Annotated in this window: 10 protein-coding genes and 1 pseudogene; 6 read left to right on the plus strand and 5 right to left on the minus strand. The window is 55.4% G+C overall.

What is annotated here, in order from left to right:
- Nucleotides 1-22: 22 nt before the first annotated feature.
- The 4 genes from J7395_RS03045 (at nt 23) to J7395_RS03060 (ending at nt 3,800) form a co-directional block, all read left to right on the plus strand.
- The gene (locus J7395_RS03045) at nt 23-2,380 is read left to right on the plus strand and encodes an ATP-binding protein (protein ID WP_062951303.1); all 2,358 of its coding nucleotides are present in this window, start codon (nt 23-25) and stop codon (nt 2,378-2,380) included.
- Between the two features lie 265 nt (nt 2,381-2,645).
- Complete coding sequence (locus J7395_RS03050) at nt 2,646-2,870, plus strand: hypothetical protein (protein WP_062951301.1); 225 nt, start codon at nt 2,646-2,648, stop codon at nt 2,868-2,870.
- 79 nt (nt 2,871-2,949) lie between these two features.
- Complete coding sequence (locus J7395_RS03055) at nt 2,950-3,498, plus strand: NUDIX hydrolase (RefSeq protein WP_247741935.1); 549 nt, start codon at nt 2,950-2,952, stop codon at nt 3,496-3,498.
- 71 nt (nt 3,499-3,569) lie between these two features.
- Nucleotides 3,570-3,800: a hypothetical protein gene (locus tag J7395_RS03060; RefSeq protein ID WP_062951299.1), complete on the plus strand. Its 231-nt coding sequence runs from the start codon at nt 3,570-3,572 to the stop codon at nt 3,798-3,800.
- 24 nt (nt 3,801-3,824) lie between these two features.
- Here J7395_RS03060 and pncB read toward each other — a convergent pair whose 3' ends face one another.
- The 3 genes from pncB to J7395_RS03075 form a co-directional block, all read right to left on the minus strand.
- Nucleotides 3,825-5,105: a nicotinate phosphoribosyltransferase gene (gene pncB, locus J7395_RS03065; protein WP_209220482.1), complete on the minus strand. Its 1,281-nt coding sequence runs from the start codon at nt 5,103-5,105 to the stop codon at nt 3,825-3,827.
- 180 nt (nt 5,106-5,285) lie between these two features.
- Nucleotides 5,286-9,836: a glutamate synthase large subunit gene (gene gltB / locus J7395_RS03070; protein WP_209220483.1), complete on the minus strand. Its 4,551-nt coding sequence runs from the start codon at nt 9,834-9,836 to the stop codon at nt 5,286-5,288.
- A 28-nt stretch (nt 9,837-9,864) separates the two neighbouring features.
- Nucleotides 9,865-11,295 (minus strand): NAD(P)-dependent oxidoreductase, encoded by a 1,431-nt coding sequence (locus J7395_RS03075; RefSeq protein WP_062961310.1) that lies wholly within the window; start codon nt 11,293-11,295, stop codon nt 9,865-9,867.
- A 265-nt stretch (nt 11,296-11,560) separates the two neighbouring features.
- On the opposite strand from J7395_RS03075, the gene J7395_RS03080 reads away from it, so the two are divergent.
- Together J7395_RS03080 and J7395_RS03085 are read left to right on the plus strand one after the other, a co-directional pair.
- Nucleotides 11,561-12,391: an undecaprenyl-diphosphate phosphatase gene (locus J7395_RS03080; RefSeq protein ID WP_181850498.1), complete on the plus strand. Its 831-nt coding sequence runs from the start codon at nt 11,561-11,563 to the stop codon at nt 12,389-12,391.
- 192 nt (nt 12,392-12,583) lie between these two features.
- A pseudogene (locus J7395_RS03085) lies at nt 12,584-13,006 on the plus strand (GNAT family protein); the annotation flags it as partial.
- Between the two features lie 29 nt (nt 13,007-13,035).
- Here J7395_RS03085 and J7395_RS03090 read toward each other — a convergent pair.
- On the minus strand, nt 13,036-13,311 hold the full coding sequence (locus tag J7395_RS03090) for a DUF3572 domain-containing protein (RefSeq protein WP_062951292.1): 276 nt from the start codon (nt 13,309-13,311) through the stop codon (nt 13,036-13,038).
- 46 nt (nt 13,312-13,357) lie between these two features.
- Entirely contained in the window at nt 13,358-13,750 is a 393-nt protein-coding gene (locus J7395_RS03095; RefSeq protein ID WP_062951288.1) for a hypothetical protein, read from the minus strand.
- Nucleotides 13,751-13,918 lie beyond the last annotated feature (168 nt).

The raw sequence follows: 13,918 nt of genomic DNA on the forward strand, positions 1-13,918 counted from the left end.
GGGCCAGGGTTTAGAGGTTGGCGTGAAGAAGCTTTTTGACCGCCTGTTTGGCAGTCTGGTTTTCAAGATCGGGATCGCAATTGTTATTGTCGAAACCATCCTGCTTGGCCTCTTTGGCGGTTATTATGTTCAGTATTTCGGGGCAGAAATTGATCGGCGCATTGCCGAGCAGATAAGCGCACCCGGTCGCCTGATTCAGGATGAACAGCTCAAGATTTCCGTGATCAGCGACCCCAAGCAGCTTGAACTTCTTCTGGGTCCTCATCTTCGCGAAGCCATGGCAATCGGTTTTGACGGCACGATTTATCATGCGATGGACCCAATGCTGATCGGATCCGATATTGATTCCGTTCCTGATTTTCCGAAAGAACGGCTTTCTGCCGATCTGCGCAGTCAGGTGTTGTTCACAACCGATGATGCCGGTGGCCGCAACATGGTCAGCATTACCCCGCTGTTCAGCCTGAACGCCAATCAGCCTTTCATGTTTGCCTATTTCAAGGTTTCGACCGTCGGCCTCGAAGAAAGCCAGCGCCAGATGCAATCCGTGCTGCTGATCGGGTCGGTCCTGTGCATTCTGATGACGTCGGGGCTGATTTTCCTGTTCATGCAGCAAACCGTGTTGCGCCGACTGATCACAGCCGCACAGTTCGTTTCCGAAATCCAGTTTGGCAAGCTCAGCGCCCGCCTGAAACCTGCCGGACGAGACGAAATCGGCACACTGGAACGTGGCCTCAATACAATGGCCGAAAGTCTGGAACGACGCACCAATCAGCACCAGATCGCCCAGGAAGCCCTTCGCGACAGCGAGGAACGGTTCCGCGACTTCACCCTTTCTTCTGCCGACTGGTACTGGGAAATGGGGCCGGACCTCAAGATCGCGTTTGCATCCTATAAATTCTATCAGCTGATCGAAGAACTGAACGGCTCGCCACAGGGTCAATCCTTTGACAAACTGGGCCTCAAGGCCGAAACCGATCATAGCTGGAACAGTCTGGTCAAACGGCTTGAAAGCCATCTGGCGTTTCAGAATTTTGAATTTTCCTGGATCTCGCGCGACGGACAAAAACATTTCGGACGCATCAATGGCGTGCCGGTTTTTGATCTGGATGGTTCGTTCAAGGGATATCGCGGTACCGGCAGCGACGTAACCTCACAGCATCGCGCAACCGAAGAACAGCAGGCCCTGCAACGTCAACTTGCCACATCACAAAAACTCGAAGCCGTCGGGCAAATGGCGGGTGGCGTGGCGCATGAATTCAATAACTGTCTTGCTGGCATTTTAAGCTTTGCCGAAGTTGCGCGCGCCAAAATTGATGATCCAGAACGGGTCAAGGAATACCTTGATCACGTGATCTCCCTTGGCGAACGCGCCACCAGTGTGGCCGATCAGCTTCTGATGTTCTCGCGCCGCCGTATTGATCAGCCCACCATCGTTCAGGTCGATACCGCGATTAGCGAAATGGAAAAGCTGCTCGTTACGCTACTGGAACACCGGATCGAACTGCAAATCTGGGCCAATGACGCGCCGCTTTACACGCGCGTTGATCCAACACAGCTTTCGGCCTGCATCCTGAACCTTGCGATCAATGCCCGTGATGCGATGCCTGACGGCGGCACGTTGCAGATTTCCTGCTATGGTGCAACAGTTCCACCTGCCGATGAGCGGTCCCCTGATGACGAAGATGACATCTTCCCAAAGGCCGCCGCAGGCGATTATGTCGTGGTAACAGTTCAGGATACCGGTACCGGCATTCCTGCGGATATTCTGGACAATATATTCGAACCCTTCTTCTCGACCAAGGAACCCGGCAAGGGCACAGGGCTTGGCCTGTCGATCGTCCATAGCTGGGTCGAAGAATCCAGTGGCTTTATCGATGTCGAAAGTGTCGAGGGCGAAGGTACGACTTTCTCGATCTATCTGCCGCGCTCCGAAGCTGGCAAGGTCAAGGCATCTGCCCTGCAGGAAATCGACTATTTTCCCGGCAATGGCGAACGGGTCCTGATTGTCGATGATGAACAGTCACTGCGCACGACCGCCAAGATCATTCTTGAAGATGCCGGCTTTGACGCCATAGTCGCACGCAGTGCCGAAGAAGCCCTGCAGATCATCACCGAATCACAAAAGACCGACCGGATTGACGTTATTCTGACTGATGTGGTGATGACGGGGCTAAGTGGGCCGCAGCTTGCCATCGAGGCACAGCGTCAATACCCCGATCTGGCCGTGGTCTTCATGTCTGGCTATCCGGCACGGACGCGCAGGGAAATGGAAAAGATGCTGGGCGATTATATCTTCGTCAAAAAACCGTTCCGCCCCGCCCAGTTGCAAAAAGCCATCCACGAGGCTCTTGCCCACAAAACCGAACGCCAGCGGCTTTAGGGCATCATCAGCCGATTCGTCAAAACGTCGTGGCGGTTGCGCGATCCCTTACCACGCTGCCACATCACACCCAAAAATTTATTTTCCAAGAGCCACATAAACCCTTGATTTTGCATCGTTCACAAAAAAGTAATCGCTGTTTGATGCCATGCTGTGACAGCTGTCACTTTAAAAGTGTTAACCGAAGCCTAATCTAAGAGCCAGAAGCCGTGATATCGCCAATGCGCAGCTATCACAACTTCACGGAATTTGGGACGAGGATACAATGATCGGATCAGCAGGTTCAGGACTTAGCTCTGCCGCACAGGCCGTAAATGACGCGATCACACCGGGCGGTGGTAAAGATGGCGTATCCGCACCGCTTGCCGCGGCAACGTCTTCGATCCAGAAGGCGCAAGGCCTTGCACAGGTTATCGGCTCTATCGTCACGGAACATCAGCCGCTTGAAACCAGCGGCGCACGCGGTACCCGCGTCAATCTTCTAACGTGATTTTTCCCTCTCGTTAGCTTCCTCGGGGTGGTTTCGACCACCCCTTTTTCTGCGTGGCTTCCGGATGTATCCTGTCTGTATGCAGAAACCATCCGGACCCCGTGAAAAAATCATTCCCGAAGGCGATGACCGCGAACGGTTAAGCTGCCCCGATTGCGGTTACATCCGTTACGACAATCCCAAAATCATCGTCGGTGTCGTCGCAACCTGGGAAGACCGCTATCTTATGTGCCGCCGCGCGATCAATCCGCGCAAGGGCTTCTGGACGCTGCCCGCCGGTTTCATGGAAATAGGTGAAACCTCTGCCGCCGGTGCAGCACGCGAAGCCTATGAAGAAGCCCGCGCGGATCTTTCGCTTGATCGTTTGCTCTGCCTTTATGACCTGCCTCATATCAGCCAGTTACAATTGCTCTATCGCGCAACCCTGAACAGTCCCGATATTTCCTGTGGCCCGGAAAGTCTTGATGTCGGCCTGTTTCGCTGGGCCGATATCCCTTGGGATGACATCGCCTTTCCCACCGTCCATTGGGCCCTGCATCATCATCGTGACGCCATCGGTCAGGATGTCTTTCCGCCATTTGGCAACCCACCCGGCGCATCGGCCCGAATGGGAGGCGATGGCAATTGATGCCCCCGCAACTTCATGACAAAACCCGTTGACCGTGCTAATCTTTTTGCGATTTCAGAACGGATGAACTCATGGCAACCAACCGGATCGGCAGCAGTACCACACAAACGGGCCTTCACGATGCCCGCTCCATGCCGCAAGGCGTGCCTTCGGGTGTGCGCGGTCGTGTTGCCGCCAACACTGATCAGCCATCATCTGATAGCTTCATCGCCGCCCAGCTTGCCCGTCTGCGAAATCTGATCGCAGCCGATCAGATTGACCACAATGCGCGGCGCGGGACTTATCTGAACATTGTCCTCTGATCCGGCTTATCCGGATCAAGCCTGTTATACAGGATTTCCAAAAACCCGGATGTAACGTTCAACCTGCTTGGGATCGCCCGAAATCTTTTCCGGATTATCTGAGAGCTTGACCGCGGGTTGCCCGTTGGCACTTGTCACCTTGCACACCAGCGACATCGGCTCAAGCCCCTGTTCGCCCGCCGGATCACAGCCACGAAAATCATTGGTCAGGTTCGTACCCCAGCCAAAGCTCATACGGACCCGGCCATGGAAATGCAGATAGGTTTCGATAATCGCATCAATGTCGAGATTGTCTGAAAAGACCAGAAGCTTCTCGCGCGGGTCCCTGCCATGCTCTTCCCACCATCGGATGATCTGCTCACCACCTTCAATCGGCGGCGCACTGTCGGGGCGAAAGCCGGTCCAGTCCGCCAGCCAGTCCGGCGCACCTTTAAGAAAGGCCGTCGTTCCAAATGTATCGGGCAACGCGATCAGAAGATTACCGCTATAATGCTGGCGCCATTGCTCAAGCACGCGATAAGGCGACGTAGCAAGTTCTTCATCGGTTTTGGAAATTGCCGCCTCGACCATCGGCAATTCATGGGCGTTGGTGCCAATCGCCTCAATATCCGCCGTCATCGCCAGCAACACATTCGATGTACCGATAAACCGGCTGCCAATTCCTTCTTTCAGGGCCTCGACACACCAGCGCTGCCATAAAAAGCCATGCCGCCGCCGGGTACCGAAATCAGCCAGAACAAGATCAGGCAAATCGCGAAGCCGTTCGACCTTTTCCCAAAGCTTGGCCTTGGCACGCGCATACAATACATCAAGTTCAAACCGCCCGCGATTGCGCAATACAGCACGCGACCTTAATTCGGTAATGATCGCTAATGCCGGTGTTTCCCACATCGAACTATGCGTCCATGGCCCGGAAAAATGCAGCTCAAACTGCCCGTCGATCTTGCGCAGTTCATAGTCGGGCAATTGGAAATCGCCCAGCCAGCTGATGAATTCCGGTTTGAACATATGGCTGCGCCCGTAAAACGTCGCCCCGGCCAGCCAGATCAGTTCCTGTCGCGTAAAACGCAAGCTTCGCGCATGATCAAGCTGCGCACGTAATTCGCCTTCATTGATGATATCGCCAAGCCTTATGTGATGGCTGCGATTGATCAGCGAAAAGGTAACCTCCACATCCGGATGTTCCTGCCAGATCGCCTGCAACATCAGAAGCTTGTAAAAATCCGTGTCCAGAAGACTGCGGATGATCGGATCAAGCTTGAAATTGTGGTTATAGGTCCGTGTGGCGATGTCGGTAACGGTCATGAACCACCTGTCAGATTGGCTGGGATGTTCGCTTTGACATAAGTATCAATGCCACCGGGCGAAAGCGCCACCCCGCAAACATTCCGACCGGCAAAAAAAGAAGCCCCGTACAAAGTACGGGGCCAGTTTGTTTGTCCGGGTGTGTGGACAAGGGAGCTTGCGCAAAAGCGTGAAAAGGGTTCACGCAGTTGCCTGGTTTTCGCTCATCGAGCGAATGGGGTTTTCCAGCTTGTCGACGATTTCTTTCGGCACGATCTGCCAGAAATTGCCGCGTTCGCGATCCCAATTGTCAAGGATGGTGCGAGCAAAACCGCTATCGGTTTCTGCAACATGCTCTTCAATCAGCGAACGACAGACTTCGTCCCAATGCTGGGTTTCAATACGCTGGTACAGGATGGAGCCATCATTGACGACATCCCCAAAGGTGCCTTCAACGTCATAGATGAACGCCATGCCACCGGTCATGCCGGCACCGAAGTTCTCACCGACCGAGCCAAGGATCACAGCCGTACCGCCGGTCATGTATTCACAACCGTTCGAGCCACATCCTTCGACCACCACGGTTGCGCCCGAGTTACGAACGCAGAAACGTTCCCCGGCCTGACCGGCAGCAAACAGCTTACCGGCCGTCGCACCATAAAGGATGGTGTTACCGATAATCGTGTTTTCGTTGGTCTTGAGCGGGCTTGACGGCCGCGGGCGCAAGACGATGGTACCGCCCGAAAGACCCTTGCCGACATAGTCGTTGGCATCGCCCTGAACTTCGATTTTCAGCCCCTGAACCGCAAACGCGCCCAGTGACTGACCGGCAGAACCACGCAAACGCACATGCAGGTGGCCCGGTTTCAGACCGGTCATGCCATATTTCTGCGTGATCAGCGACGAGATACGCGTCCCGATCGCGCGCTGCGTGTTCTGGATGTTGTATTGCAGCTGCATCTTTTCGCCGTCTTCAAGCAATGCACGCGCATCCTTAATCATCTGGGCGTCAAGCGTGTCGGGCACTTCGTTACGGCCAACCGTCGTGCAGTAACGTTTGTGATCACCGGCATCAGCCTGTGCAAGCAGCGGGTTCAAATCAAGGTCAACAAGATCCTTCGCGCCGCGATGAACCTGCTGCAGCAGATCCGAACGACCGATGATTTCCTGCAGATTGTCATAGCCAAGCTCGGCAAGGATATCCTTGACCTCTTCGGCCATGAAGGTGAACAGGTTGACCAGCTTGTCCGCGGTACCGACGAACTTGGCACGCAATGCCGGGTCCTGGGTACAAACGCCAACCGGGCAGGTGTTCGAATGGCACTGACGCACCATGATACAGCCAAGCGCGATCAGGGACGCGGTACCGATACCGAATTCTTCCGCGCCCAGCATCGCACCGATCACCACGTCCCGGCCGGTTTTGAAACCACCATCAACGCGCAGTTTCACCTTGCTGCGCAGGTTGTTCAGCGTCAGGACCTGATTGACTTCCGAAAGGCCCATTTCCCACGGAATACCGGCATATTTGATCGAGGTCTGCGGGCTGGCACCGGTACCACCGTCATACCCCGAAATCAGGATGACGTCGGCCTTTGCCTTTGCCACACCGGCTGCAATCGTACCGACACCCGAACGCGACACCAGCTTGACGCAAACGCGGCAACGCGGGTTGATCTGCTTCAGGTCATAGATCAGCTGCGCCAGATCTTCGATCGAATAAATGTCGTGGTGCGGCGGCGGCGAAATCAGGGTCACACCCGGCGTCGCATGACGCAGCTGTGCGATTTCCACCGTGACCTTGAAGCCCGGAAGCTGACCACCTTCACCCGGTTTTGCACCCTGGGCGACCTTGATCTGGATTTCTTCGCAGTTGTTCAGATATTCGGCGGTAACCCCGAAACGACCCGATGCTACCTGTTTGATTGACGAACGCGCATTGTCCCCATTCGAACGCGGACGGAAACGTTCACGCGATTCACCGCCCTCGCCAGAGTTTGATTTCGCACCGATGCGGTTCATCGCAATCGCAAGCGCCTCGTGGGCTTCGGTCGAAAGCGCACCATGGGACATGCCCGGCGTTACGAACCGTTTGCGGATTTCGGTAATGCTTTCAACCTGTTCCTGACGAACCGGTTTACGGTCGGAACGGAAATCAAGCAGATCACGAAGATGAAGCGGCTCACGCGAACGAAGCCCTTCCGAAAACTTGCGGAAGGTATTGTACGAACCCGTGGTGACGGATGACTGCAACGTGTGGATCAGCGGGCCGGTCCAGACATGGCGTTCACCCGAACGACGATATTTGTAAAGGCCACCGACCGGAAGGGTCACGACATTGCCGTTAAATGCTTCCTTGTGCTGGGCGATGCATCGGCGCTGGATACCCTGAAGACCGATACCCGAAATGCGCGACGGCATTCCCGGGAAGAATTCCGCCACCAACGACCGCGACAGACCAATACTTTCAAAGTTATAGCCACCGCGATAGGAACTGATGATCGAAATGCCCATTTTGGACATGATCTTGAGCAAGCCGGCATCAATCGCCGCCTTGAAACGCTGCATGACTTCGGCGGTGCTGCCGACATTCGGGAACAACCCACGCGCATAACGGTCCAGAAGACCTTCCTGCGCCAGATAGGCGTTCACCGTCGTTGCACCCACACCGATCAGAACCGCAAAGTAATGCACATCCATGCATTCCGCCGACCGGACGTTAAGCGAGATGTAGGTACGCAGCGACGTCTTCACGAGATAGCTATGCACACCACCCGTTGCCAGAACCATCGGAATTGCAGCACGTTCTGTGGTGATGCCTTCATCGGTCAGGATGATATGAAGCGCACCACCACGAACGGCTTCTTCGGCTTCGCGCTGGATGCGGGTAATCGCATCGCGCAGTGCTGACGGGCCGCCATTGATGTCAAACGTGGTGTCGATTTCGACCGCCGTTTCACCCATATAACCGCGCATCGCGTCATATTCGGCATTGGTCAGAACCGGGCTTTCAAGCTGAAGCAGGTCACACTGGCTTTCATCCTCGTCAAGAATGTTGCCAAGGTTGCCAAGTCGCGTTTTCAGGCTCATGACGCGGGCTTCGCGCAAAGAGTCAATCGGCGGGTTGGTCACCTGCGAAAAGTTCTGGCGGAAGAAGTGATGCAGACCGCGATACCGATCCGACAGGATCGCAAGCGGGGTGTCATCCCCCATCGAGCCAATGGCTTCCTTGCCGTCCTCACCCATCGGGTGCAGGATCAGTTCAAGGTCTTCATGCGTAAGACCCATCGCCTTTTGCAGACGCAGAAGCGCTTCCTTGCCAAGGCGTGCCGGTTCGGTATGTTCCGGCGAAATCAGGTCATCAAGCACCTTGGTGCGGCCAACCCATTTCGACCAGTCACGACGGTTCGCCAGCTTGTCCTTAAGCTCGCTGTCATGGTACAGCTTGCCTTCTTCAAGGTTGATGGCAATCATCTGCCCCGGGCCAAGCCGCCCTTTTTCAAGGCAGCTTTCCTCATCGATATGCACCATGCCTGCTTCGGAACCGGCAATCAGAAGGCCGTTACCCGTGACGGCATAACGCAGCGGACGAAGACCGTTACGGTCCGTACCGCCCATCAGCCACTTGCCACCATAAGCTGCCAGTGCCGCCGGGCCATCCCACGGTTCCATCACCGCGTTGCAATAGGCATAAAGGTTTTTATAGCTGTCCGGCGTCGATGCCTTTTTCGACCATGCTTCGGGCACCATCATGGTTTTCACCATCGGCAGGTCACGACCGGCACGCACCATCAGTTCGAACACGGCATCAAGGGCGGCCGAGTCCGATGAACCCGGCTGAATAACCGGTTTCAGGTCTTCGATGGTGTCGGAAAATGCCTCGTGCGCCATGCGGGCTTCGTGGCTTTTCATCCAGTTGACGTTACCGCGCAGCGTGTTGATCTCGCCGTTATGGGCCAGAACGCGGAACGGCTGCGCCAACGGCCAGCTCGGGAAGGTGTTGGTCGAATAACGCTGGTGATAGACGCAGAAGTTCGAAACGAACCGCTCGTCGCGCAAATCCGGATAGAAGATGTCGACCTGCTCGGCAAGGAACATGCCCTTGTAGATGATCGAACGGCACGACATCGAACAGATATAGAAATCCTTGATCGCTTCGGACAGGACCGCTTTCTCGACGCGACGACGGATGGTGTAAAGATCGACCTCGAACTGGTCTTCATCAACGTCATCACGCGCACCGATCAGAACCTGTTCGATTTCAGGCCGCGTCTGGTTGGCTTTTTCACCGATAACCGAAACATCAACCGGAACCTGACGCCAGCCAAGAATACCGTACCCCTGTTTCAGGATTTCGGTTTCAACGATGGCACGGCACCGTTCCTGTGCTGACATGTCGATACGCGGCAGGAATACCTGACCAACCGCAATCAGGCTTTCCGGGGCTTCCTGGTTGATAACCTTCAGGTACGCCTTGAAGAAATCCTGCGGGATCTGCAGGTGAATGCCCGCACCATCGCCGGTTTTACCGTCGGCATCAACCGCACCGCGGTGCCAGATGGCTTTCAGCGCCTCGATACCGGCTTCGACAACCTCGCGACGCGGCTTGCCATCAATCGCACCGACAAGACCCACGCCACAGTTGGCGTGTTCTTCGGTCGGGTCATACATGCCGTTCGCCGACAGATGTTCGGCATTCTTTTCAAAACGGGCGATCTCTTGCGCGCCACGGTCATGAATAATCTTGTTCATAACTCTCTCTCCTAATGCGGCAGCGGGCTTAAGCAGCAGCTTCTTTGCGCGCCAGCAGATATTCATCGATCCGGTCAGCCGCGTCGCGACCGTCACGGATGGCCCAGACCACCAGCGACGCACCGCGCGCAATATCACCGGCGGCAAAAACGCCATCCAGATTGGTCATCATCGAGCGGAAATCAATTTTAACCGTGCCCCAGCGCGATACACCCAGTTCCGGTGCCTCGAACATGGTCGGCAGGTCTTCCGGCTCGAAACCAAGTGCCAGAATGACCATGTCGGCATCCATGGTGTAGTTCGAACCTTCGATCAGTTCCGGGCTCTGGCGGCCACCGGCATCCGGCGCACCAAGGCGCATCTTGACCGCGCGCACACCGGTAACCTTGTCGTCGCCAACAAAGGCTTCCGGGTTGGTCAGCCAGACAAATTCGACACCTTCTTCCTCGGCATTGGCCACTTCGCGCTGTGAACCCGGCATGTTGGCGCGGTCACGGCGATAAAGACATTTGACCGACTTCGCACCCTGGCGAATTGCGGTACGGACACAGTCCATTGCCGTATCGCCGCCGCCAATAACGACAACGTTCTTGTCTTTGGCGTTTAGCGTGCCATCGTCATAGGCTGCAACCGTATCGCCAAGACCGATGCGGTTCGACGTGGTCAGATATTCCAGTGCCGGATAGATATTGCCAAGACCAACACCCGGCAGCTTCAGATCGCGGGACTTGTAAACACCCGTGGCGATCAGAACGCTGTCATGTTTGCGGCGCAGTTCATCAAGCGTCGCGTCACGGCCAACCTCGAATTCGGTGTGCATGACGACACCGCCTTCTTCAAGCAGCTTCACCCGGCGTTCAACGATATGTTTTTCAAGCTTGAAGCCCGGAATCCCGTAAACCAGCAACCCGCCCATGCGGTCATAGCGGTCATAGATATGGACTTCATATCCTTTAAGGCGCAGCTGTTCGGCCGCTGCCATGCCTGCGGGACCACCACCGATGATCCCGACCGACATACCGTTTTCCTGCGTCGGCTTGGGCGCCTTGACCCAGCCATTCGCAAAGGCGGTATCGGTAATGTATTTCTCGACAGAGCCAATCGTGACAGCGCCATGCGTTGACTGTTCGATCACGCAATTGCCTTCACACAGACGGTCCTGCGGGCAGATGCGACCGGTCACTTCCGGCATATTGTTGGTTGCCGCCGAAATGGCATAGGCTTCTTCCATGCGACCTTCGGTCGTCAGGCGCAGCCAGTCCGGGATGTTATTATACAAAGGACAATGGGCCTGACAGAACGGCACACCACATTGCGAGCAGCGCGCAGACTGATCGGCCGCAGCTTCTGTCTCGAAACCTTCGTAAATTTCATTGAAGTCCGTGCGACGCTCGGATGCTTCTCTCTTGTGCGGATATTTTTGTTCAAGATGAACAAACTTCAGCATCTTTTCTGTCATAGCAGCCCTCTAAAAGGGTTTTATGTTGCGGGTTGGCTTTTGTATACGCGCCGGTTTTGCAAGAATCCAGCACAAAATGCATGATAGGTCAATATTGCTGACCATTATATCCCCAAATAAAATCAGGATATCGGGAATTTCGGGTTTTAAAGCGCTGAAAGAAAGTTTCATTAGTACCATTTTGGTACTATTAATGCATTTCGCCTGTTCGCGCTAAGCTGCTATAAGCGGGGAGTTTTTGCCGATAACAGCGATCGAGGCCGGGGTGACGTTACAACATATAATTCTTCTGGCAGTCATCCAGGGGATCACGGAATTCCTCCCCATCAGTTCATCAGGTCACCTGATCCTGACCCCCGCCCTGACTGGTGCTGCAGATCAGGGTTTGTTGGTAGATGTTGCCGTTCATGTCGGCACACTGGCCGCTGTAATGATCTATTTCTGGCGCGATGTTTTCGCGATGATCGGCGGATTCTTCGTGCTTTTGTCCGGCCGGATCAATCCCGGCGCCCGACTCGCCCTGCACATCATTTTCGCCACCATCCCGGTGGTCGCGGTCGGCTTCTATTTCAAAGTCTCGGGCATCGAGGAACAACTGCGCTCGGTCGAAATCATTGCCTGGACCACGCTTGTCTTTGGCATTGTCCTTTGGATTGCCGACAAGATCGGCATGACGATCAACCGGCTTGAACATATGCGCTGGGGCGGGGCCTTGTTCATCGGCCTCGCACAGGTCATTGCCCTTGTTCCCGGCACCAGCCGTTCGGGTATCACCATGACGGCGGCACGCCTGATGGGCTATGAACGTGCTGATGCCGCACAGTTTTCAATGCTACTGTCGATCCCGGTCATTCTGGGCGCTGGCCTTCTGGCCGGTATCGACCTGCAACAATCGGGCGACATGGCGCTGACCATGGATGTCCTGCTGGCTGCCGGCCTCTCCTTCATCACCGCCCTGATCGCCATCGCCATGCTCATGAGCTGGCTTAAACGGTCAACCTTCACGCCGTTTGCGATTTACCGCATTCTTCTGGGCGGCGGCTTGCTGGTGTGGATTTATGGCTATGGCGGCGGTCCGATCCCGTTCCTTGGGTAAGCCTGCCGCCAAGACAGCCTGCAATTGCTCGCCTGACTGACCAACCGACTGGCCAAGTGATCGACCATGCCTGCCCGAATGTTTCTTCGCCCGATTGATCCCGTTGTCGACGGTGCGGCTCTCCACGCCATTTTTGGTGATCCGGAATGCTGCACATGACTTCCCGAACCGGCCTTTGCATCGGTCGCGGATACCATCGCAAAGCTCAAACACTGGAACAACGGCTTTGAAAAGACGTCATGGGCGGTTGCCGCGTCGCCGGATGGCCCGGCCCTTGGCCGCATCGCCCTATATAACACCGGCGATGATCCCGACGTGTGGGAAGCCGCCTGTATGATTTCCCCTGCGGCACGCGGGCAAAACCTCGCCGCGCGGGCATTGTCCCATGCCATTGGGTATCTGTTTGAAACCACGACCGCGCGCCGCATCTTTGCCGATATCGATCCGGACAATATTGCATCCATCCGGGTATTCGAAAAACTGGGCTTTACCCGCGAAGGTCAGCTTCGCGGGACCTGGAACACACATATCGGCATTCGTGATTCGGTGATCTACGGATTGATGAAAACAGACCCACAACCCGATATCGGCCCGGTCCCCGTCGTGATGATATGAATCCGGTCCGACAACACGACCGGAAGGCATTAATCCTGCCAGATCGGCCCGCCCGAAAGGACGATTTGCGCACGCGCCGGATCTTCCGGCGCATAACCGCTATCGTCGACAAAACGCATCAGGAACGGCTCGTGCGACATTAAAAAGTCAATCGCACCCAATTGGACTTCATTGCTGGTGATCCCGGCTTTCAGGTCATCAAGCCCCATACCGGTCTGGGCAAAAAGCCCTTCAAGCAACTCGTCATCGCCCGCAATATGGGCAATTGCCCGGATGGCCAGAGTTTCAGCCGCTTCCTTGTTCATCGTCCCCCCATCCTTTATCGCTATACCTCGCCGTTTGCCGACGGGGCTAGCTGAACCACTTTGCCTTGGCCAGGGCACGCCAGACAACCAGCCCGGCAATCACGATCAGAATGCCGCCGATCATGCCGAAATTCTGCCCCAGCAACACGACGAGTCCCCAGAATCCGATGGTGCCGAACCCGACCGCAAGGGCCAGAAATGCCGACTTCGTAAGACTGTCCTGATTCTTCTGGGCGGCTTCGGCACGTTTAAGCTCGTCAACAATCTCGTACCAGGCGATCTGCTGCCAGCGTGAATATTTAAGCCCCTTGCGCGGACCCTTGCGCAGAAACTCGTCAAGCTGCTTGACGATATTGGCCGCACGTTCCTCGGGCACGACATATTTGCCGAACCGCTCTTTCTTGCGCGGGCCTTCGTCTTCACTATCGATATCGTTCACCCAACCACTCCGAAAGCTGCCCGTTTTCGGGCCATGCCATTGGTCATAAGCGTTTCTGATTTATATCCGGTAAATCCGGCAACGCTGTGAGAACCATCACGCAGCACTTTCTGTCCCGCAAAAGATTGCAGGAAAACAGATAATCTCAGACGCCAAAAGAAAGAGTGG

This window comes from Thalassospira sp. A3_1 (assembly GCF_017744215.1).
Classification (GTDB): Bacteria; Pseudomonadota; Alphaproteobacteria; order Rhodospirillales; family Thalassospiraceae; genus Thalassospira; species Thalassospira lucentensis_A.

Excerpts from the sequence above, each read along its gene's own strand:
- pncB (WP_209220482.1), bottom strand. The coding sequence starts at position 5,105 with ATGACCGTTACCGACATCGCCACACGGACCTATAACCACAATTTCAAG.
- J7395_RS03055 (WP_247741935.1), top strand. The coding sequence starts at position 2,950 with ATGCAGAAACCATCCGGACCCCGTGAAAAAATCATTCCCGAAGGCGAT.
- gltB (WP_209220483.1), bottom strand. The coding sequence starts at position 9,836 with ATGAACAAGATTATTCATGACCGTGGCGCGCAAGAGATCGCCCGTTTT.
- J7395_RS03090 (WP_062951292.1), bottom strand. The coding sequence starts at position 13,311 with ATGAACAAGGAAGCGGCTGAAACTCTGGCCATCCGGGCAATTGCCCAT.
- J7395_RS03075 (WP_062961310.1), bottom strand. The coding sequence starts at position 11,295 with ATGACAGAAAAGATGCTGAAGTTTGTTCATCTTGAACAAAAATATCCG.
- J7395_RS03060 (WP_062951299.1), top strand. The coding sequence starts at position 3,570 with ATGGCAACCAACCGGATCGGCAGCAGTACCACACAAACGGGCCTTCAC.
- J7395_RS03050 (WP_062951301.1), top strand. The coding sequence starts at position 2,646 with ATGATCGGATCAGCAGGTTCAGGACTTAGCTCTGCCGCACAGGCCGTA.